This window comes from Bibersteinia trehalosi USDA-ARS-USMARC-188 (assembly GCF_000521725.1).
GTDB lineage: Bacteria > Pseudomonadota > Gammaproteobacteria > Enterobacterales > Pasteurellaceae > Bibersteinia > Bibersteinia trehalosi.
The window spans coordinates 1,471,401-1,491,113 of sequence record NZ_CP006954.1 but is presented as its reverse complement, the minus strand read 5'-3'; the positions used below and the strand labels follow the sequence as shown (position 1 = coordinate 1,491,113).

The 19,713-nt window shown below is 37.9% G+C and carries 25 protein-coding genes; 20 read left to right on the top strand and 5 right to left on the bottom strand.

Annotation, left to right across the window (positions count from 1 at the left end; genetic code table 11):
* The first annotated feature begins 2 nt into the window (after positions 1 to 2).
* From F542_RS10775 to rplI, 18 genes are all read left to right on the top strand, one after another.
* Complete coding sequence (locus tag F542_RS10775) at positions 3 to 3,977, top strand: two-partner secretion domain-containing protein (protein ID WP_015432229.1); 3,975 nt, start codon at positions 3 to 5, stop codon at positions 3,975 to 3,977.
* Positions 3,978 to 3,987: 10 nt separating this feature from the next.
* On the top strand, positions 3,988 to 4,350 hold the full coding sequence (locus F542_RS06865; RefSeq protein ID WP_025267167.1) for a hypothetical protein: 363 nt from the start codon (positions 3,988 to 3,990) through the stop codon (positions 4,348 to 4,350).
* A gap of 51 nt (positions 4,351 to 4,401) precedes the next feature.
* Positions 4,402 to 4,605, top strand: coding sequence for a DUF637 domain-containing protein (locus F542_RS06860; protein ID WP_015432230.1), 204 nt, complete (start codon positions 4,402 to 4,404; stop codon positions 4,603 to 4,605).
* 26 nt (positions 4,606 to 4,631) lie between these two features.
* Complete coding sequence (locus tag F542_RS06855) at positions 4,632 to 4,841, top strand: hypothetical protein (protein ID WP_025267166.1); 210 nt, start codon at positions 4,632 to 4,634, stop codon at positions 4,839 to 4,841.
* Positions 4,842 to 4,946: 105 nt separating this feature from the next.
* Complete coding sequence (locus tag F542_RS11060) at positions 4,947 to 6,029, top strand: DUF637 domain-containing protein (RefSeq protein WP_197017015.1); 1,083 nt, start codon at positions 4,947 to 4,949, stop codon at positions 6,027 to 6,029.
* A gap of 11 nt (positions 6,030 to 6,040) precedes the next feature.
* Positions 6,041 to 6,406: a hypothetical protein gene (locus tag F542_RS06845; protein ID WP_025267164.1), complete on the top strand. Its 366-nt coding sequence runs from the start codon at positions 6,041 to 6,043 to the stop codon at positions 6,404 to 6,406.
* 251 nt (positions 6,407 to 6,657) lie between these two features.
* Positions 6,658 to 6,813 carry a VENN motif pre-toxin domain-containing protein gene (locus tag F542_RS11225; RefSeq protein WP_407636805.1) on the top strand — a complete coding sequence of 52 codons (156 nt, stop codon included), beginning with the start codon at positions 6,658 to 6,660 and terminating at the stop codon, positions 6,811 to 6,813.
* Positions 6,814 to 6,839: 26 nt separating this feature from the next.
* Complete coding sequence (locus tag F542_RS10770) at positions 6,840 to 7,637, top strand: hypothetical protein (RefSeq protein WP_025267163.1); 798 nt, start codon at positions 6,840 to 6,842, stop codon at positions 7,635 to 7,637.
* 10 nt (positions 7,638 to 7,647) lie between these two features.
* Positions 7,648 to 8,001, top strand: coding sequence for a DUF596 domain-containing protein (locus F542_RS06835; RefSeq protein WP_025267162.1), 354 nt, complete (start codon positions 7,648 to 7,650; stop codon positions 7,999 to 8,001).
* Positions 7,979 to 8,275, top strand: a complete 297-nt coding sequence (locus F542_RS06830; protein WP_025267161.1) for a hypothetical protein — start codon at positions 7,979 to 7,981, stop codon at positions 8,273 to 8,275. Before F542_RS06835 ends, F542_RS06830 begins: the two co-directional genes overlap by 23 nt.
* A gap of 16 nt (positions 8,276 to 8,291) precedes the next feature.
* A complete protein-coding gene (locus F542_RS06825; protein ID WP_038445952.1) occupies positions 8,292 to 8,516 on the top strand; it encodes a hypothetical protein in 225 nt (74 codons plus the stop codon).
* Positions 8,517 to 8,866: 350 nt separating this feature from the next.
* A complete protein-coding gene (yedE, locus tag F542_RS06820) occupies positions 8,867 to 10,084 on the top strand; it encodes a selenium metabolism membrane protein YedE/FdhT (protein ID WP_015432235.1) in 1,218 nt (405 codons plus the stop codon).
* A gap of 33 nt (positions 10,085 to 10,117) precedes the next feature.
* The gene (gene yedF, locus F542_RS06815) at positions 10,118 to 10,387 is read left to right on the top strand and encodes a sulfurtransferase-like selenium metabolism protein YedF (protein WP_015432236.1); all 270 of its coding nucleotides are present in this window, start codon (positions 10,118 to 10,120) and stop codon (positions 10,385 to 10,387) included.
* Between the two features lie 281 nt (positions 10,388 to 10,668).
* On the top strand, positions 10,669 to 11,925 hold the full coding sequence (locus F542_RS06810; RefSeq protein ID WP_015432237.1) for an NRAMP family divalent metal transporter: 1,257 nt from the start codon (positions 10,669 to 10,671) through the stop codon (positions 11,923 to 11,925).
* 187 nt (positions 11,926 to 12,112) lie between these two features.
* Positions 12,113 to 12,490 carry a 30S ribosomal protein S6 gene (gene rpsF / locus F542_RS06805; protein ID WP_025267160.1) on the top strand — a complete coding sequence of 126 codons (378 nt, stop codon included), beginning with the start codon at positions 12,113 to 12,115 and terminating at the stop codon, positions 12,488 to 12,490.
* Positions 12,465 to 12,803 carry a primosomal replication protein N gene (gene priB / locus F542_RS06800; protein WP_038443097.1) on the top strand — a complete coding sequence of 113 codons (339 nt, stop codon included), beginning with the start codon at positions 12,465 to 12,467 and terminating at the stop codon, positions 12,801 to 12,803. The genes rpsF and priB overlap by 26 nt, the downstream gene beginning before the upstream one ends.
* Before the next feature lie 10 nt (positions 12,804 to 12,813).
* The gene (gene rpsR, locus F542_RS06795) at positions 12,814 to 13,041 is read left to right on the top strand and encodes a 30S ribosomal protein S18 (RefSeq protein ID WP_005598105.1); all 228 of its coding nucleotides are present in this window, start codon (positions 12,814 to 12,816) and stop codon (positions 13,039 to 13,041) included.
* Between the two features lie 15 nt (positions 13,042 to 13,056).
* Complete coding sequence (gene rplI / locus F542_RS06790) at positions 13,057 to 13,506, top strand: 50S ribosomal protein L9 (protein WP_015432241.1); 450 nt, start codon at positions 13,057 to 13,059, stop codon at positions 13,504 to 13,506.
* A gap of 43 nt (positions 13,507 to 13,549) precedes the next feature.
* On the opposite strand, the gene F542_RS06785 is transcribed toward rplI, so the two are convergent.
* A complete protein-coding gene (locus F542_RS06785; protein ID WP_015432242.1) occupies positions 13,550 to 13,765 on the bottom strand; it encodes a YdcH family protein in 216 nt (71 codons plus the stop codon).
* Positions 13,766 to 13,936: 171 nt separating this feature from the next.
* Here F542_RS06785 and F542_RS11220 point away from each other — a divergent pair, with 171 nt between their 5' ends.
* A complete protein-coding gene (locus F542_RS11220) occupies positions 13,937 to 14,635 on the top strand; it encodes a hypothetical protein (protein WP_015432243.1) in 699 nt (232 codons plus the stop codon).
* Positions 14,632 to 15,570, top strand: coding sequence for a substrate-binding domain-containing protein (locus F542_RS06775; protein ID WP_015432244.1), 939 nt, complete (start codon positions 14,632 to 14,634; stop codon positions 15,568 to 15,570). The genes F542_RS11220 and F542_RS06775 overlap by 4 nt, the downstream gene beginning before the upstream one ends.
* A gap of 53 nt (positions 15,571 to 15,623) precedes the next feature.
* On the opposite strand, the gene groL is transcribed toward F542_RS06775, so the two are convergent.
* From groL to F542_RS06755, 4 genes are all read right to left on the bottom strand, one after another.
* Complete coding sequence (gene groL, locus F542_RS06770) at positions 15,624 to 17,267, bottom strand: chaperonin GroEL (RefSeq protein WP_025267158.1); 1,644 nt, start codon at positions 17,265 to 17,267, stop codon at positions 15,624 to 15,626.
* 140 nt (positions 17,268 to 17,407) lie between these two features.
* Positions 17,408 to 17,695 carry a co-chaperone GroES gene (locus F542_RS06765; RefSeq protein ID WP_025267157.1) on the bottom strand — a complete coding sequence of 96 codons (288 nt, stop codon included), beginning with the start codon at positions 17,693 to 17,695 and terminating at the stop codon, positions 17,408 to 17,410.
* A gap of 133 nt (positions 17,696 to 17,828) precedes the next feature.
* Positions 17,829 to 18,713 (bottom strand): NAD(+) kinase, encoded by an 885-nt coding sequence (locus F542_RS06760; protein ID WP_015432247.1) that lies wholly within the window; start codon positions 18,711 to 18,713, stop codon positions 17,829 to 17,831.
* A 33-nt stretch (positions 18,714 to 18,746) separates the two neighbouring features.
* Positions 18,747 to 19,685: a DMT family transporter gene (locus tag F542_RS06755; protein ID WP_025267156.1), complete on the bottom strand. Its 939-nt coding sequence runs from the start codon at positions 19,683 to 19,685 to the stop codon at positions 18,747 to 18,749.
* Positions 19,686 to 19,713 lie beyond the last annotated feature (28 nt).

Sequence of the window (19,713 nt, the reverse complement as noted above, 5' to 3'; positions counted from 1 at the left end):
AAATGAAAAAGCATTCTATAGGTAATTTTAAGAAAACGGCACTTCATCTTTTTATTTCTAGCTGTTATCTCAATACCGCGATGGCTCAAATAGTCGCAGATTATTCTGCTCCGCCTTCCCAACGTCCTGCGATATTAAAAGGGAATAATAATCAGCCTGTTGTAAACATTCAAACACCGAATAATAAAGGTGTTAGTCATAATAGATATTCACAATTTGATGTTGATAGTAAAGGGGTGGTTTTAAATAATCAACGCAGTAATCCTCATTTAGCAAAAGGTACGGCGAAAGTAATTTTAAATGAAGTACGTTCCAATAAAGAAAGCCAAATTAATGGAAAAATTCAGGTGGCAGGAAATCAAGCAGATGTGATTATAGCAAATCCAACTGGTATTTCTATTAACGGTGCTAATAGCCAGAATATTGGTCATCTAGTTTTTACTACAGGCTCGCCGCAATTTAAAAACAATGAGATTAGCAATATTAATGTTGAGAAAGGCAAAATTACTGTCGGTAAACAAGGATTAAACAGTAATAGCAGCTATACCCAATTGCTCGGGCGTGCTATAGAAATTCAAGGCAAAATTTCAGCGGATAAATTACTGGTTTCTGCAGGTGGACAATTAGCGAATTATAAAACTCTAACCGTACAGGGAAAAAATGGTGAGGCAAAATCCAAACCACAAATTGGCATTGATACTGCAGCGTTAGGTGGAATGTATGCTAACCATATTCACTTAGTTACAAATGAATTTGGTGTAGGTGTCAGAAATTCTGGGGTAATAAGTGGTAATGCCACATTATTAATTGACTCATCGGGCAAAATTGAAAATAAAGGTACTTTTCAAGCAAAAGAAAAACAAATAATACGTACAAAAAATAGTGGTGTGAATGGGGAAATATTATTACAGCCTAACAGTAAAGTTTCAGGCAGTGCCGATACGCTTATTAGTGCAGGTGGTAGAATTTTAGTTGATCGTGCCGTTCTCTCCCAAATTAAAAATAATCAGAATCCTAATGCAAAATTCACCTTAGTGGGAAATGGCATTACATTTAATTCTGCTAAAATAAATACGCCAAACCCATTAGTGCTTACAACCACAAATGGCGGTGCATTAAAATTTGAAACTGTTTATACAAACAGCACAGGAAAAGTTTCTTATATTTTAAATGAGAAGCAGAACAGATATAACGTATTAGAAAATGAGATAAATAAAATTAAGAAAAATAAAGATTATATTAATGTAAGAAATGAAATGAACGTATTGATACAAAAACATTTCGGAAGGAAAAAGCCTGTGCATTCTGAAAAAGAGTCCCAATTGCAAAAAATGTCTCAATTGTACAAAATGATAAAACCTTTTGAGGAAAAAATTAAAAACTTAGAAACAGAAAAATCTAAGTTAGCTACAATGATTGCAATATTAAATCGTGGTGGTCATATTCAATCTCCCGTATTTAGCGAAGTCAATGCTGGCAATATTACCTTTAACCTTGCCGGCGGTTTGGATATGCAAGGGGTTAAAATGCAATCTAATCAAGGTATTACTTTTAATAGCTATGGTTCAACTAATGGCAAAACAATTTCTATTCAGGGTAAACATATCTTAGCAGAATCAGGCAGTGGTGATGACTATAGTTATGTCTCAATTTATCAACCCTCAGTGCTAAGTGCAAGAAATGGCATTACATTTAATGCACTGCAACCAAACAGCAATAATAGTATTTTGATTAAAGGAAGCCGGCTGAATGCTGGTAATGGTATGGTGAATATAATGGGCTATGGTGATGTGGTATTGGATTATGGTAAGGATGAATATTATCGCTACCATAAGTATTCCTACAAACACGGCGGTAAACTTAATAGGAAAACCACAACGGTTATAAAAGAGCAACAACACGCTTATGCCGTGCCGACGGTAATTTCTGCCCAAAATGGAATCCATATTGTTGCAGGTGATAATTTAGATATGTATGCAACAGAATTAAACACCCCTAAAAGCAAAATTTACCTTGCGACAGGTAAAAAAATGAACTTCTATGCGGTTGATGAGCAGCATAAAGAGCATTCGGAAAGTCATACCAAAAAACGCTTCTTGGGCATAAAAACTAATTCAAATCATCAAGAAAGAAACCAAATTTTAAATGAGCAACTACCAGTAAAACTAGTGGCTCACTCAGCTCACTTAAAATCTGGCTGGGATACTCTTTTGCAAGGCACACAATTCCAAACTATAGCAGGAGCTAAAATCGAAGCAGGCGTGGGTGAAAAAGCCCGAGGTGATGCCAAAATTTTGCTACAGGGTATTAAGACCACGATTCAATATGAAGAAAGCAAACGCAAAACAGGCACGGTATGGCAATCTTTCCAAAATAAAGGCTCGATTGAAGAATACCTTACCCTGCCGACTTTCACAGGCGGTAAACCCGTGTTTAATGCAAGCGGTGGTATCGTGGTGGATATGCCGAAAGGCAAACTCCGCAATGAACTGGAAGCCCTACTGAAAAAGCCGGAATATGCCTATCTGAAAAACTTAAAGCTGAACGATAACGTGCAGTGGAAAGAAGTTTCGCTTGCTTATCAACAGTGGGATTACAAACAACAAGGGCTAACAGGAGCGGGGGCGGCAATTATTGCTCTTGCCATGGCGGTAGTTACTGCAGGAGCAGGGGCGACGGCTGTTGGGCTTGCGGCAAGTTCAGCTTATGCCCCGATAGCCAATGCGGCATTCACAGCCCTAACCACTCAAGCCACCACATCACTAGTGAATAACCGAGGTAACCTCAACCAAACCTTTAAAGATTTAGGCTCAAGCCAACAAGCCAAACAGTTTGTAACGGCGGTAGTTTCAGCAGGGGTTGCAGATAAATTAGCCAATACGGTTAATGTAAACAGTGGCAATCTTTATTTAGATAAATTCAGCCAAAATCTGATTCAAGCGGGCAGCACCGCTGCCGTGCAAGCGGGTATCAATGGCGGAAAATTTACTAAAGCGTTAGAAAATGCGATTTACACAGCTTTAATAGACACTGCCCATGCAGAGCTGGCAAAAAACATCAAAGGTATAAAGAATCAAGCGGATGCAAATAAATGGTATCGAGAAGCGGCACATAAAATCGCCCACGCCGTAGCAGGTTGTGGCGCAGCTGCTGGCAGAGGCGGAAAATGTACAGATGGAGCTTTAGGGGCGGCACTTGGGGAAGTAGTTGGTGAATTACTCACTAAGAATAAAACACGCAATGAGATAGATGAAATCGAAGTGATAAATAAAACGAAGCTGATTGTCGGCAGTGTGGCTGCGGCATTAGGGAAAGATGTCAATATGTCAGTTGCTGCAGCACATATTGCAGTAAAGTTTAATACTGTAAACGAGAAACAAGCAGGGACAATTGTAGAATTTCTAGATGAGATGAATAATTCGCGTAATAAAATTGGTCTTAAAAAAGGCCTAGATGCTGAAGATGCACTTATAAAATTATCTGGTTTTGATTTAAAGAAATTACAGCCTAATGGTGTTGCATATTTTAATAATAAAAATGCAAGATATATTTATACCGAGAAAGCTGGTTGGATAGATATGGTGCATTTTCTATTTTACGCAGGGATTTCATATTTACATAAAAAAGACTTAGCTGCAAATAACTTATCTTCAAAGAGAGTTATTGAGAATACTGCTATAAATAGAGCAGTAGCACATGGTTATGTTCAAGAAATATCAGATATGGTTATATCGAAACATTCTGCCTTTGAGTATGAAGATCTTGTAAGTGATAAGCAAGGTGCTATTTTTGGAGCAAAATATTTTGATCCTAAATCAAATCTAAATCTTGGTCAGCAGGTTAAATTGTATTTTGAGAAAGAGTTAAAAGCAGCTCAGCCAAAGAAAGCACCAAATTATCATCAATTACCAGCAAAAGATACTGGTAAGCATTCAGGGATAAAGAATTACACAACATCACCATTATTTACTAAATAGGATTATTTTTATGAAAAAATTTATTGTCTTTTTATTAATAATAATTTCTTATAAGCTGTATTATCATAAAGTAATGATAGATATTGAAACTCGAGCTGATTATATTATTGAATTGATGGAGGAATATAAGAGTTCCACTGGTGGATATCCAACAGATGTAGATGATATATTGGCTACATATTATGCTGATTATATGATGGTGGATTCTAAAGATATTCCAGGAAAAGGTTTTTTTATTATATATGATGGGGTTGATAAAGATGAGTATGGAAATATATTAGTTGTGGGAGGATGGAACCCTCCGAATGTTATATATTTTCCAAAAATAAAGAAGAAAGAGATTAATTCGACATATTTTTCGAGCAAGTTCTGATGAAATTAGGATTACAAACAACAAGGCTTAACCGAAGCAGGAGCAGCACTGGTGGCACTTGCGATGGCAGTGGCAACCAGTGGCACAGGGGCAAGCATTATGCAGCTGACAAACACCTCTTACGCCACGATGGCAAATGCGGCATTCACGTCACTGGCAACTCAAGCTACCACTGCATTAGTCAATAACCGTGGAAATCTCAACCAAACCTTTATTAAATATATAAAAAACAAGAAAAGCTTTATCAGAAAATAGAGTGCTAAAAAAATAGGAGGGTTTAAATGAACACTGTTTTAAATAAAACTAGAAATCTAGTGTTGAAAATTGCTAATAGTAAAAATCTAAGCAAGTCGTTTTTAGATGAAAGTAGGAACGATAATGGCTTTTTAAATTTTGTTACAGATTATCAATGTGATGATCTTCAAATGGAATTTGATAAATTTGAGTCAGAAACTTTGAGTATATTAAATGAGATTGAAAATAATAAATAATGAGAGTGTGGATAATGAGCTTGTTTTATTAACTATAAATCTTCAGCGTTTGAGCGATTATTTTAGTTATTTGCGTAGTGATGTAATTAAAATTCTTAGTTATGAATAGTAAATCTTTATTCAGATAAATTCAGTCAAAACCTGATTCAAGCGGGCAGCACCGCTGCCGTGCAAGCGGGTATCAATGGCGGAAAATTTACCAAAGCATTAGAGAATGCGATTTACAACGCCCTCGTCGACACTGCTCATGCGACACTTGCTAAAAATATCAAAGGCATAAAAAACCAAGCCGATGCGAACAAATGGTACAGAGAAGCGGCACATAAAATTGCCCATGCAGTCGCAGGTTGTGGAGCTGCGGTTGGTAAGGGTGGTAAGTGTAGTGATGGTGCGTTAGGGGCGGCACTTGGGGAAGTAGTTGGTGAATTACTCACTAAGAATAAAACATGCAATGAGATAGATGAAATCGAAGTGATAAATAAAACGAAGCTGATTGTCGGCTGTGTGGCTGCGGCATTAGGGAAAGATGTCAATATGTCAGTTGCTGCAGCACATATTGCAGTAAAGTTTAATACTGTAAATAAGGAAAATGCAGGAACAATAGAGCAATTTCTTAAGGAAATGAATGATTCTCCAAGTAAGGTTGGAATGCAAACAGGAAAAAATGCAGAAGACACTTTAATTAAATTTTCAAGTGTAGATAGAACGCTATCCCCTGATTTTGTTAGGTATTTCAATACTAGAGATGCAAGATATATTTATACAGAAAAAGCAGGTTGGATAGATATGGTGCATTTTTTATTTTATGCAGGAGTTTCCTACGATACAAAGAAAGAGTTAGTAGCATTTAATCGGTATTCTTCAATGAGTACTATTGAGAATAAAGCTATAAATAGAGCAGTATCACACGGATATGTACAAGAAATCGCAGATATGGTAAGGGCTAAACATTCTGCATTTGAATACGAAGATTTAGTGAGCGACAAGCAGGGTGCTATCTTTGGTGCAAAATACTTTGATCCTAAATCAAGTCTAAATCTTGGTCAGCAGGTTAAATTGTATTTTGATAAAGAGTTAAAGGCAACCCAACCAAAGAAAGCACCAAATTATCACCAGTTACCTGCTAAGGATATTGGTAAGCATTCAGGGATAAAGAATTACACAACATCACCATTATTTACTAAATAGGATTGTTTTTTATGAAAAAGTTTATTGTTTTTTTATTAATCATAGTTGTTGCTTATAAATTATATTCTCATAAAGAGATGAGAGATATAGAGATACGAGCAGATTATATTATATCTTTAATGGAGAAACATTACAGAAATGAAGGTTATTACCCTAATAGAATAGAGAAAATATTAGATGTTGAGTTAGTAAATAAGTATATGATGTATAACTCTAATAAAATACCAGGTAAAGGTTATTTTATTATATTATATAATTCTGCTGATAGAAATGAATATGGAGATATATTAGTTGTTGGGGGATACAATCCACCAAATGTTATTTATTTCCCTAAAATAAAAAAGAAAGAGATTAATTCTGATTATTTTAATGATTAAAACCATTATAGTTATACAGCTTTCATTTTTTATCTATTGCACTTATTGAAATAAAGTATTTACAACGTTCTTGCAAACATCATACTCATCTAAGCTCGCTCAACATATCACAGGCATTAAAAGTCAAATGGAATTCAATAACTAATATCGACTGTGCACACAAGATTGTTCACGCAGTAGTAAGCTGTGGTGCAGCTGCTGGCAGAGGTGGAAAATGTACAGACGGAGCTTTAGGGGCGGCACTTGGGGAAGTGGTTGGAGAATGGCTGCTGAATGGCAGAGATCCTGCATTTTTACCGCCGAAAGAGAAAGAAGACCTCACTAATAAATCCAAATTGATCGTAGGTAGTGTTTCGGCTGTTACGGGTGGAGATGTAGATAGTGCAGCGCAGCGGAAACGGCGATAAAGAATAATTTGCTTTTTGTGCCAGTAATGATTGCATTAGCAGGTGGTGGCTATGCTTATTATGTTGGCGATGGCGATTTAAGCGAAGGTTTGTATTTAATCGGAAACGGAAACGATCCTATTAGCCAGACAGCAGCAAAAGCTGGAGATGTTGTTGTCGGTTTTGCAATGGATACTGCTCCTGAAACCACCAAATCTATTCTTAATGCTTTAAGTGTTGCAGGGAATAAAGTTGATGCAGTTATCCGTTATGTAGATGATAAAACAGGAAATATTGTAAGCCAGCAATGGAATAAGTTAGACGACAATACCCAAAAACAGCTGATTGGCACAATGAAAATTGTGAATGTGACAATGGCTGGAACAGGTGTTGCAAATTTAAGAAATATTGCAGGGAATTCTAAAAAACTTTCTCCACGAGAAATGGAAAGAATAACGAAAAGTTATTACGACATTGATGTATTAAAAAATATAAGAGAGCAATTAAATGATGATAGACGAATGAAAAACTTAGTTTTGCCACTATCGAATAGGGTTGTTAATCCGATAGAAGAACTCAGTCGAGGAGCAGCTGTTTATAAAGGCGTATCGGAAAAAGAGGTTAAAGCATTGTTTATGAGATTGAGTGGGGTTAATAAATTGCCTGAAGTAAAATATAAAGAATTGAAATCAGGCAAGAAAGGTGCGTTTTATAACATCAAAACAAAAGATGGGGATAGTATCACACTTAGAAATTTTTCTTCTAGTGAAAAAGAAACAAAAGCGAAGTGGACTATACAAATAGATTCAAAATCTACACATAATATTGAGATTAAATTCCAATGAGGATAATGATATGAACAAAGAAATAAAAGAACAAATATTAGAGTATTCAAGAGGTTTAGTTTTAGGAGCTTTATTTCTCGAATTTCAGAGATACTTTGGAAGTATATATGAAAACCCGAATGTCAAGGAAAAATTTTTTTCATTCTTAGTTGAGTTAATTAGTGATGGAGAGTTGAAATTAGCTTCTGGTGGTAAATTTTTAGAAGGAACACCTGAAGAGCAAGCAGATGTTTTAAAGAATGCTTGGCCTACAGAATATGATCCTGAAGTAGCAGAAAAAGATATCGATAGTTTATGGTGGATTATTAAAGCTCCAGCTGGAGCAGTATGGATTTATCCTGATGGGTATGAAGAATGGACTTAATCGAGTAGTAGGGGTTTATAAAGGCGTATCGGAAAAAGAGGTTAAAGCATTGTTTATGAGATTGGGAGGGGTGAATAAATTACTAACCTCAGTAGAGAATGAAAAATATACTAAATTAAATGGGAAAAAAGCACTACGCTATACGGTTATAACTTCTAATGGAGAACAAATAATATTAAGAAATTTTTCTGAAAGTTCTGTGAAAAGTGGTTCTATATGGAATATAGATATACAGTCTAAAGGAAAAAGAACTATTGAGTTAAAATTTCAATGATTATGGAGTTGTTTTTATGAATAATAAATTAAAAAGTATTATTTTAGATGAGGGTAAGGGAATGACTTTATCAGGTTTTTTTTCTATCTTTCAATATTATGTTGGAAGCATATATGAAAACCCTGATGTAAAAGAAATGTTTCTAGATTTTATGCTTGAGTTTATTAAAAAAGGAGAGCTTAAGCTTGCTAGATCAGATCATTTTTTAAAAGGAACTCCAGAAGAACAAATAAATTTATGAAGAGTAGGCATGATGTAGTATTAACGAGTATTAAGCATACGGCTTGAAAAACTCACTTTCCCCCATTTTTTGTAGGTAAATTGCCTATTTTTAGTTCTCTGATAGACAAGAGATTAGCAATTAGAATTAAGATTCTAGAAAGTAATATTTAACTTTAGTTAGCTAAGTTAGCCAATTTCACAAAAATTTTACAAAATGAATATCTCGCAGTAAAATCTTTACCGCATTTTTGCATTTCGTTATATCGCAAGTTTTGTGTATAGGAAATGAACAAATTTCTAATTTTCATTGTTATACCTCTCTTGCAAATTTCTTTTCATCCTCCTTTATAAGGTTTATAAGGCATTTTTATGAAAGAGATTTGGCTTCAATTTAAACAAGACTATCTTATCAAATTCTGGAATCCAACTGCTGCTGTAATAGCCGCGGGGATTCTATCAGCATATTATTTTGGATTAACCGGCACATATTGGGCGGTAACGGGGGAATTTACGCGTTGGGGCGGGCATTTTTTGCAAGCCATTGGCGTGGATATTTCTGACTGGGGTTATTTTAAAATTATCGGCTTAGAAGGAAATATCTTTACTCGCATTGACGGCTTGATGATTTTAGGAATGCTTGCAGGCTGTATTGCCGCCGCACTTTGGGCAAACAATATGAAAATTCGTCTGCCCCAAAATAAAATCCGTATTGTGCAAGCGGTGATTGGCGGTATTCTTGCTGGCTTTGGTGCAAGACTCGCAATGGGCTGTAATCTTGCTTCGCTATTTACCGGCATTCCTCAATTCTCAATGCACGCTTGGTTTTTTACCGTTACCACTGCAATTGGCTCTTATATCGGCGTAAAAGTTACGTTACTTCCTATTTTCCGTCCACCGCTTAAATTAAAAAAAGGGGCAGGGAAAGTGGAAAAAACCGATCCTAAGCAAGCTCAACGCCGTTTTTGGTTTGGTATGTTAATTTTTGTGCTTTGGGCAGTTGCTTCAATTTATGTGATGCAAGCGGTGAGTATCAAGCTGGGTTTTGCCATGTTATTTGGCTTGGGCTTTGGCTTGTTAATTGAACGTGCACAAATTTGTTTTACTTCCGCATTTCGTGATCTCTGGGCAACTGGACGTGCTTATATGGGCAAAGTGATTATCTACGGTATGCTTATCGGCACAATCTGCGTATTTAGCTACATTCAAATGGGTGCTAATCCGAAAATTATGTGGGCAGGCCCGAATGCCATTTTAGGTGGTTTACTTTTTGGTTTTGGAATTGTGTTGGCAGGAGGCTGTGAAACTGGCTGGATGTACCGAGCAATGGAAGGTCAAGTCCATTTTTGGTGGGTGGGATTAGGTAATGTTATTGGCTCAACAATACTGGCAGCCTGGTGGGACAAGCTAGCACCAACACTCGCCTTAGATTATGACAAAATCAATCTACTAAAATCCTTTGGCGATATTGGTGGGCTGTTGATTAACTATGGCTTAATGATTGCTTGCTTAATTTTTATCATTTGGTGGGAAAAACGCTTTATTGCCAAAGCGAAACAGAATCGTAATACCCCATCTTGCGGTTGCTAATTCATATTTACATAACATAAAGAGGAAAAGATTATGGTGATGACTGTTGTTCAACAATTAGATAAACACCCTTCTGAAATCACCCCAGATTATACGCTAGATATGCTAGGTGAACCTTGCCCCTATCCTGCAATTGCAACCCTTGAAATTATGCCTACTTTAAAAGAAGGGGAAATTTTAGAGGTGTTAAGTGACTGCGCACAATCTATCAATAACATTCCCGTTGATGCCAAAAATCACGGCTATACCATGTTAAGTATTGAGCAAGATGGCGCAACTTTGCGTTATTTAATTCAAAAATAAGCGCTTAATTGCAGGCGATAAGATTATTTTATCGCCTGTTGTTTACAAAAAATCAATCTACCATTTTTTTCTCCTTTCTCCCTACTTTAAAGTGATAATTGTCATTTGTTTGGTTTTAAATCCTTTATTATGTGTTTTTATTGAAATTTTATTTTTTCTCAAGGTGAAAATATAGGCTGTTTTTAGTGTTTTTCTTTATTTTATTTTTATCTTGGGGTTGAGATTATTTTCTATTTATGAGTAAACTTATACAGATTTTTAACAAATAAACAGGAATAGATATGACACAACAAGTAGAATCAGCTTCTTCATGGGCAAGCAAATTTGCCGCGGTGGGGCCAGGGATTTTAATGGCATCTGCCGCAGTTGGAGGATCACACATTATTGCTTCAACCCAATCTGGTGCAATTTATGGGTGGCAGTTGGCTATCATCATTATTCTAGCCAATCTTTTCAAATATCCATTTTTCCGTTTTGGTGTGCAGTATACTCTCGCCACCAATAAAACATTATTAGAAGGTTATAAAGAAAAAGGGACATTTTATTTACTGGTTTTCTTTTTTCTCAATGTATTTGCAACAGTTGTCAATACCGCAGGAGTAGGAATTGTTACTGCCGCGATTTTAAGTTTCTTGATGCCTGATCTCGGTTTGAGTATTCCTGTGGCAAGCACGGTGATTATCGCGCTTACTTGGGGAATGATTTTGCTTGGGCAATACCGTTTTTTAGATCGCCTTTCAAAATGGATCATGATCGCATTGACCATTTCTACCGTAACAGCCGTGATCATTGCGGCCTTTAAAGGTTCAGTTCGGGCGCCTGATTTTATTGATCCATCGCCGTGGAATTTAGCTTCGCTAGGTTTTATTGTTGCGCTAATGGGGTGGATGCCTGCGCCAATTGAGATTTCCGCAATTACTTCGATGTGGTCGGTGGCAAAACGCCGTATTCAAAAAGTGAGCTATCAAGATGGCTTATTTGATTTTAATGTAGGTTTTATTGGCACAGCATTATTAGCATTGGTGTTCTTAGCATTAGGAGCATTGATTCAATATGGCACAGGCGAGCAGGTGGAGCAAGCTGGCGTAAAATATATTGCTCAACTGATTAATATGTATGCTTATGCAATTGGGGATTGGTCTCGTTTATTGATTGCATTAATTGCCTTTATGTGTATGTTTGGTACAACAATTACTGTCATCGATGGCTATTCTCGTGCTAATGCAGAGGCATTACGTTTATTAAGCAATAAAGCAGAAACCCCCGTTCGTCAATTAAACATTTGGTACACTTTTGCAGCGGCCTCAGGCTTAATTGTGATTGCTTTTTTTATGAGTGATGTTGCTGCAATGCTTAAATTTGCCATGATTGCTTCATTTGTTTCCACACCAATTTTTGCATGGTTGAACTTATCGTTGGTTTTAAAAGGCGAGCATAAAGTACAAGGTGGGCTATTCTGGTTAGCGATTATAGGTTTGATTTATCTCACAGGCTTCACCCTGTTGTTTATCTTGTGGCAGTTAGGTTTGCTTAGCTAATAAATACTTCTAGCAAGCGGTTAGTTTTGTAAAAAATTTTGCAAAATTACCCGCTTGTTTATTTTTTGATTGCAAAAAGTTTTTGGCTGCGTATAATGCGTGCCTTCAGTCACATTTTTCCTTTTAATCCTTGCTTCCAAAGCTGGTGACTGGCATGTTGGGGGCTATTAACCCGTAAGGATCAATAATGCGTCACTACGAAATCGTTTTTATGGTTCACCCGGACCAAAGCGAACAAGTACCAGGTATGATCGAACGTTATACTGCTGCGGTTAAAGAAGCAGGCGGTCAGGTACACCGTTTAGAAGATTGGGGTCGTCGTCAATTAGCATACCCAATCAACAAACTTCACAAAGCACACTATGTGTTAATGAATGTAGAAGCGCCACAAAGCGTAATCGATGAGTTAGAAACTAACTTCCGTTATAACGATGCGGTTCTTCGTAACTTAATCGTTCACACTAAAGCTGCAGTAACCGAAGCATCTCCAATGGCAAAAGCTAAAGAAGAGCGTAAAGCAGCAGAAGTGGTTGCAGAAGTTGCAACAGAAGAAGCAGGCGAATAATTCGCCGATTGATAACTGTTTAATCCTAAGTGGCACAGTTGCTACAAGTATTAAACAGAGCCGAAGCCCGATTGGTATTCCCACTTATTCGTTTTATTTAGAACATCGTTCTAAACAGCAAGAAGTGAATTTAGAACGCCAAGCGTGGTGCAAAATCCAAGTGGTTTTGGCAGGCAATCAATTTAGTGGTATAACCCAACAATTAACAGTCGGTGTGAAAGTACGAGTGAAAGGATTTATCCACACTCACAAAGATTTTAATGGTTTAAACCAATTAGTGTTACACACCGAACAGATTGAATTTATAGATTAGGAGAAGCCAAATGGCACGTTATTTCCGTCGTCGTAAGTTCTGCCGTTTCACAGCGGAAAATGTTGTTGAAATCGATTACAAAGACATCGCGACATTAAAGAACTACATTTCTGAGAGCGGCAAAATTGTTCCAAGCCGTATCACTGGTACTCGTGCGAAGTATCAACGTCAATTAGCTCGTGCAATCAAACGTGCACGCTACCTTGCGTTACTTCCATACACTGATAACCACCAATAATCAGGAGAGAGTACAATGCAAGTAATTTTATTAGATAAAGTAGCTCACTTAGGTACTGTGGGCGATCAAGTAACTGTTAAAGCAGGTTTTGCTCGTAACTTCTTAATCCCACAAGGTAAAGCAGTTATGGCAACTGCAGCAAACATTGCTCACTTTGAAGCTCGTCGTGCAGAATTAGAAGCGAAAGCCGCAGAAGCATTAGCAGCTGCGTCAGCTCGTGCAGCAGCAATTGCTAACTTAGCAGCAGTTGTTATCACTTCAAAAGCAGGTGATGACGGTCGTTTATTCGGTTCTGTTGGTGCTCGTGATATTGCAGATGCAGTATCAGCAGCAGGTGTTGAAGTGGTTAAATCTGAAGTTCGTTTAGGCGAAGGTGCGTTACGTACTATCGGTGAACACGAAGTGAAATTACACTTACACCCAGAAGTGAATGCAGTTGTAACAATTAACGTTACTGCTGAATAATTCATAGAAAACCCGACGTTATGTCGGGTTTTTTGTTTGTCAGCTAGTCAGATTTTTTCTTCAAAATAGCATACAGTTCATCTTTTAATTGCAACTTCTCTTTCTTGAGAACCTCAATCTCAGCTGCTGTTGCAAGTTCAATCTGTGCTTCCATATTCTTAATCTGTTGATCGAGTTCGTTGTGTTTATCAAACAGTTTGGCGAAATGAGCGTCTTTAGTTTTTAATTGTGTGATTAAATCACGATATTCAGGAAACATAGTTACTCCTTCATGGTTAAATTCCGTTAATAATATTAACATTTTCACTTCATTGCATAAGTATAAAATATTAAATTTTTGAACTCGATCACAATTTATTCTTTATTGCATGGGGATTATTTTGTTTTAGCGCTATAATGTACATATTTTGCTTTGTATTATGTGAATAGAATGATACGTCGTTTTTTTATTTTGCTCTCTGTTTTTCTTTCAGCACAGTCGGTTGCACAATGGCTAAAGATAAGTGATGCAGATTATATCTGGGGGCCTTTTAAGATCTATAATATCGCCCTTTTTTCAGAGGATGGGGGATATGTAGAGGGCTCTCGCCCACTTATGCTGACGTTAAAATATGCTAAGCCTGTGGAAGGACGTGATTTTGCAATTTCTCTGGCACGTTCTTGGTCAAACCTTGGTATTACATTGCCTGAACAAGACAGTGTTGTTGAACGTTTAAGAAAAATTATGCCGAATATTCGTACTGATGACCGGCTAAGCTACATAGCCTTGGAAGATCGTGGTTATTTCATTTTAAATGATCAAGTTATTCCAGAAGAGTTTAATCAAGACTTTAATAATGCGGTGGTATCTGTTTGGCTAGATCCGCGAGTTGAAATTGGACGTACTTTATTAAAAGATGTGCCAAAAACGTTAGTTTCAGCTCCGGTTGAAACGAAGGAAAACGCAATTGTGCCAGAGAGTCTGGTTTTGGAGACAAATGTTGTGTCATCAGAAATGATTCACCATAGTCTAATTGAAAATAATCAGGATACGAAAGGGAGCGAGCAACATTCAGATACAAAGTATCCTAATCCTGAGATTGAGATATTGCCACCATTTGATGCGCCTTTGAATATTAATGACAAATGAAATATACCATTAACGATATAGCCCAGATTTGTAAAGTTGGGAAATCAACAGTTTCACGAGTTTTGAATAAAGATCCAAATGTGAAAGAGGAAACTCGCCTACGCGTGCAAGAAACTATTGATCGACTAGGATTTCAGCCTAACCGTAGTGCACGCGCTATGCGTGGTATTTCAGAACGCGTGGTGGGTATTATTGTGACTCGCTTGAATTCAACTTCTGAATCTCAAACGTTGAGTAAGATTCTACAAGAGTTACATTTACAGAATATTACCCCCCTGATTGTCGAGAGCCAGTTTCAAGAAGAGTTAGTTAAGCGTCATTTACAAGTATTTCGGCAAAGACAAGTGGATGGTGTAATATTATTTGGTTTTTCAGGGCTAAACCAGGATGCGTTAAAATTGTGGAAATCGAGTCTTGTAACAATTGCAAGGCAGTATCCTGGTTACTCGGCAATTTTATATGACGATGAGAATGCGGTAAGTTATTTACTTACTGAATTTTATCAAAAGGGGTATCGTCATATCGGTTACCTTGGTGTCAATGCGAATGATGAAACAACTGGAAAATTGCGTAATGCAAGCTATCAACGTTTTTGTCAAAAGCATTGTATGGAGAGCAATTCCGTCCTAGGTGAGTTAAGCGCAGAAAGTGGCTATCAGAATATTACAAAATTATTTGAGCAAGAAGTGGATGCCATTGTATGTGCGAGTAGTAGCTTAGCTATAGGGGCATTAAAATTTTTGCAAAAAAATGAACAAAAAGTCCCGCTTGCTTGTATTGGCAAAAATGAGCTGCTGCAATATCTTATACCTGATATGATTTGTTTAGACTTTGGTTATCAGACCGCTGGTCACTGGGCGGTTGAAATGTTAATGAAACAAATTAATGGCGATAGGCATATTGAGCAACGTATTGTTCCATTTAAATTGAGCTAAAAAATGCCACGAGATTTAATCTCGTGGCATTTTGTTTAGAGGGTAAAAGGGAATTACATCATTCCACCCATTCCACCCATACCGCCCATACCAGCAGCAAGGTCTGCTTTTTCATCTTTTGGTAGGTCGGTGATCATACATTCAGTGGTGATCATCAAGCCTGCGATAGAAGCGGCGAACTGTAATGCAGAACGAGTTACTTTGGTTGGATCTAAGATACCCATTTCTAACATATCGCCATATTGCTCTGTACCTGCATTATAGCCGTAGTTACCGCTACCGTCTTTGACGTTGCGAGCCACAACTGACGCTTCTTCACCCGCATTGGTCACGATTTGACGAAGTGGAGCTTCCATTGCACGAAGGGCTAATTTGATCCCCACATTTTGCTCTTCGTTGTCGCCTTTTAATGTTTGAGCGACTTTGGTTGCTGCACGCACTAATGCCACACCACCACCAGGGACGATACCTTCTTCTACTGCGGCACGAGTTGCGTGAAGGGCATCATCAACACGGTCTTTTTTCTCTTTCATTTCCACTTCGGTTGCAGCACCAACTTTGATTACCGCCACACCGCCAGCAAGTTTTGCTACACGCTCTTGCAATTTCTCTTTGTCGTAGTCAGAGGTTGAATCTTCAATTTGTTGGCGAATTTGGGCAATACGACCTTTAATTTGTGCTTCATCACCGATACCATCAATGATAGTGGTATTGTCTTTGCTGATCACTACACGTTTTGCTTGACCTAGCTCTTCAAGGGTTGCTTTTTCAAGCTCCATACCGATCTCTTCAGAAATTACGGTACCTGCGGTTAAAATCGCAATATCTTGTAACATTGCTTTACGGCGATCACCAAAGCCTGGTGCTTTCACCGCAGCCACTTTCACGATACCACGCATCGTATTCACCACTAAGGTTGCTAATGCTTCGCCTTCAATATCTTCTGCGATAATAAGTAATGGTTTACCTGCTTTTGCTACCGCTTCTAACACCGCTAATACTTCACGAATGTTAGAGATTTTTTTATCTACTAATAAAATATATGGATTTTCTAATTCCACTGTGCCATTTTCAGGTTTGTTGATGAAATACGGAGAAAGATAACCACGGTCAAATTGCATACCTTCAACCACATCTAATGCATCTTCTAAGCCTGTACCATCTTCAACGGTAATCACACCTTCTTTGCCCACTTTCTCCATCGCTTGAGCAATCAATTTACCCACAGTTTCATCAGAGTTTGCGGAAATTGTACCGACTTGCTCAATCTCTTTTGAGCTTTCGCATGGTTTAGAAATCGCTTTTAACTCTTCCACAACCGCTGATACTGCTTTATCAATCCCACGTTTTAAATCCATTGGATTCATACCTGCGGCAACTGCTTTTAAGCCTTCGTTTACGATAGCTTGTGCAAGCACAGTTGCAGTGGTGGTACCATCGCCAGCTGCATCGTTTGCTTTGCTGGCAACTTCTTTCACCATTTGTGCGCCCATATTTTCAAATTTATCTTCTAACTCAATTTCACGAGCCACAGATACACCGTCTTTGGTGATAGTTGGTGCGCCGAAAGATTTATCTAATACCACGTTACGGCCTTTTGGACCAAGTGTCACTTTTACTGCGTCTGCAAGAATGTTCACGCCGTTTAACATTTTTACACGAGCATCATTGCCAAATTTAACGTCTTTTGCTGCCATTTTTTTGTTCCTTATTTTGAATTTAATTTTCCCCTCTCCCTCCGAAATCCTTTGGCTTTCTCCCCCTCCCCCCAATGGGGGGAGGGATAGATTTTTGTTTCGTTCAGAAACGAAAATCAGGGAGAGGGGATGAATGCTTATTATTCTACAATCGCTAAAATGTTATCTTCTGAAATAATCAACACGGTTTCGCCATCAATTTTTTCTTCTTTGGCAGCGAAATCATTGAAGATTACCACATCACCCACTTTTACATTTAATGGTAATACAGTGCCATTATCCAATGTGCGGCCATTACCCACCGCTAATACTTTACCACGGTTAGATTTTTGCGCTGCTGAGCCGGTTAAAACGATACCGCCTGCAGATTTAGTTTCAATTTCTTCACGTTTTAAGATCACTTTGTCGTGTAAAGGACGAATATTCATTGTGTTTCTCCTAAATAATTAAAAATTTTACGCCCTTTAAATGGCGCAACGAGCGAGTATTTAAGGGCGTGTAAAATGATTTCAAGGGGCAAGCGGTAAAATTTGCAAAAAAATTTGCAAAAACGTGCGCTTGTTAAAATAATTTGCTTAACCAGCCAAGCTTGGAACCTAACACTGTAAAATAGTTATAGTCTTTTAAGTGTAATAATTTCAGCGGAGCAGGGCTTTTTTTCACAATAATGCGGTCATCTACATCAAAGGGAAAAAGTTCTTGGCTATCGCAAGAGAGCATCAAATTAGGCTGATTATAGCGAGCAAAACGCAGAGAAATCAGACTGTCTCCGCTCACGACTAACGGGCGAGAAGCTAAACTGTGTGGATTCATTGGCACCAGCGCAATCGCATTTAAATTCGGGGTTAAAATAGGGCCGCCAGCAGAAAGCGAATATGCGGTTGAGCCAGTTGGTGTTGCGATAATTAAACCATCAGAACGCTGAGAAAAAGCAAACTTACCATCAATACTGACTTCAAAATCAATGGTTTTGGCGATTTGGCTAGAATGTACCACAATTTCATTTAAGGCATTGTTGGATTCAATAATTTTGCCGTTACGTTCAATTTTCGCTTGCAGTAAGAAACGTTCTTCAATAAAGAACTCTTGCCGTCTTAGGCAACTGTGTAGCTGTTCGAAGGCGGTTTGCGGAGCAATATCGGTTAAAAAACCTAGATTGCCGCGATTGATCCCGATCAATGGCACATTATATTTGGCAAGACGGCGAGCCATGCCAAGCATATTTCCATCGCCCCCAATCACTATGACCAAATCTGCTTGCTCTCCAATTTGTTCAATACTGTAGCCATGGGGAATATCGCAAATCTTTGCCACTTGAGCATCAAGCATCACATTATAACGATGGTCTTTTAGCCAATTATAAACCGACAGATGGGTTTCAAAAGCCGCGTTGTGGCGCGGTTTACCCACAATTGCAATGGTATTAAAAGGAGAAGTGAATGCCATAATTCTGTTTCTGAGAGTAAAAATGTCGTTATTTTACGCTGATTTTGCTGAGGCCGCTACTTTATGACGGCTTACTTTTATTATACCTAAGGCACAACTTGCTCCAATGATCACAATGATTGCAAAAACAAGCTGAATAAAATGAATCGCTTCACCTAAAATAAAATACGCCGCAATTGCGGTGGTGACGGGGATAAGCAGTTCTAGCACTTGGTAGGTAATTAAGCCCTGTTGTTGAATAATATTAAAAGCTAGCGCCATTGCTGCAAAAACAGCGTAAATACCCGCCGCAATCAGTAATACAATAAGCCAAACAGGCAGCGAATGGAGTTCGCTTAATGTCGAATTTTGCATACTTAAAAATAGACTTGAAAATGAGGCAGAGAGTGAGGTAAAGCAGCTAAAGGCAAACATACTTACTGCTCTTGCTGATTTTACGATTAAGTTTTGTGTGTTGCGAATACAAATTGAGAGAAATAAAAATAGCGCCCCCAGCATGAATCCCTCACTAATAGTTAAGGAGTTGCCATACCAGATAAAGCCTAAAGCCCCGAGAATAGTTAAAGCAGAACCCAACCAGAAACCTTTGTAGCGGGTTTTTTGTCTTTCATCTGGATAAAAAAGCGCGGCAATTAATACGCCAAATGGCATTGCTAGCACACCAAATAGTGATGCAGTTACGGCATTGGTTAATTGAGTGCCTTTGAGCCAAAAATACATATTAGCTGCCAGCATGAGACCAACGAGTATGCTCATTAGTATATTTTTCGGCTGAGTAAGCAATAGCCGCAATTGTGTGGGATACTGCCAAATAGCAAACAGGCTCAATACGATACCGCCGGCTAAAAAACGGATTCCATTATTATTAAGTGGCTCAATATGTTGACTTAAAAAACGTAATAGCACGATATTTAAGCCTATGCCCAACACATAAAACAGGTTGATTAAAATTAAATAACGGCGTGAGAGCATAATCAGTATAAAATAGACAGAAAATTTG

What these genes read in the sequence shown, in the direction of transcription:
- F542_RS10775 (WP_015432229.1), top strand. Translation starts at nt 3, where the DNA reads ATGAAAAAGCATTCTATAGGTAATTTTAAGAAAACGGCACTTCATCTT.
- F542_RS06865 (WP_025267167.1), top strand. Translation starts at nt 3,988, where the DNA reads ATGAAAAAATTTATTGTCTTTTTATTAATAATAATTTCTTATAAGCTG.
- F542_RS06855 (WP_025267166.1), top strand. Translation starts at nt 4,632, where the DNA reads ATGAACACTGTTTTAAATAAAACTAGAAATCTAGTGTTGAAAATTGCT.
- F542_RS06845 (WP_025267164.1), top strand. Translation starts at nt 6,041, where the DNA reads ATGAAAAAGTTTATTGTTTTTTTATTAATCATAGTTGTTGCTTATAAA.
- F542_RS10770 (WP_025267163.1), top strand. Translation starts at nt 6,840, where the DNA reads ATGATTGCATTAGCAGGTGGTGGCTATGCTTATTATGTTGGCGATGGC.
- F542_RS06835 (WP_025267162.1), top strand. Translation starts at nt 7,648, where the DNA reads ATGAACAAAGAAATAAAAGAACAAATATTAGAGTATTCAAGAGGTTTA.
- F542_RS06830 (WP_025267161.1), top strand. Translation starts at nt 7,979, where the DNA reads ATGGGTATGAAGAATGGACTTAATCGAGTAGTAGGGGTTTATAAAGGC.
- F542_RS06825 (WP_038445952.1), top strand. Translation starts at nt 8,292, where the DNA reads ATGAATAATAAATTAAAAAGTATTATTTTAGATGAGGGTAAGGGAATG.
- yedE (WP_015432235.1), top strand. Translation starts at nt 8,867, where the DNA reads ATGAAAGAGATTTGGCTTCAATTTAAACAAGACTATCTTATCAAATTC.
- yedF (WP_015432236.1), top strand. Translation starts at nt 10,118, where the DNA reads ATGGTGATGACTGTTGTTCAACAATTAGATAAACACCCTTCTGAAATC.
- F542_RS06810 (WP_015432237.1), top strand. Translation starts at nt 10,669, where the DNA reads ATGACACAACAAGTAGAATCAGCTTCTTCATGGGCAAGCAAATTTGCC.
- rpsF (WP_025267160.1), top strand. Translation starts at nt 12,113, where the DNA reads ATGCGTCACTACGAAATCGTTTTTATGGTTCACCCGGACCAAAGCGAA.
- rpsR (WP_005598105.1), top strand. Translation starts at nt 12,814, where the DNA reads ATGGCACGTTATTTCCGTCGTCGTAAGTTCTGCCGTTTCACAGCGGAA.
- rplI (WP_015432241.1), top strand. Translation starts at nt 13,057, where the DNA reads ATGCAAGTAATTTTATTAGATAAAGTAGCTCACTTAGGTACTGTGGGC.
- F542_RS06785 (WP_015432242.1), bottom strand. Translation starts at nt 13,765, where the DNA reads ATGTTTCCTGAATATCGTGATTTAATCACACAATTAAAAACTAAAGAC.
- F542_RS11220 (WP_015432243.1), top strand. Translation starts at nt 13,937, where the DNA reads ATGATACGTCGTTTTTTTATTTTGCTCTCTGTTTTTCTTTCAGCACAG.
- F542_RS06775 (WP_015432244.1), top strand. Translation starts at nt 14,632, where the DNA reads ATGAAATATACCATTAACGATATAGCCCAGATTTGTAAAGTTGGGAAA.
- groL (WP_025267158.1), bottom strand. Translation starts at nt 17,267, where the DNA reads ATGGCAGCAAAAGACGTTAAATTTGGCAATGATGCTCGTGTAAAAATG.
- F542_RS06765 (WP_025267157.1), bottom strand. Translation starts at nt 17,695, where the DNA reads ATGAATATTCGTCCTTTACACGACAAAGTGATCTTAAAACGTGAAGAA.
- F542_RS06760 (WP_015432247.1), bottom strand. Translation starts at nt 18,713, where the DNA reads ATGGCATTCACTTCTCCTTTTAATACCATTGCAATTGTGGGTAAACCG.
- F542_RS06755 (WP_025267156.1), bottom strand. Translation starts at nt 19,685, where the DNA reads ATGCTCTCACGCCGTTATTTAATTTTAATCAACCTGTTTTATGTGTTG.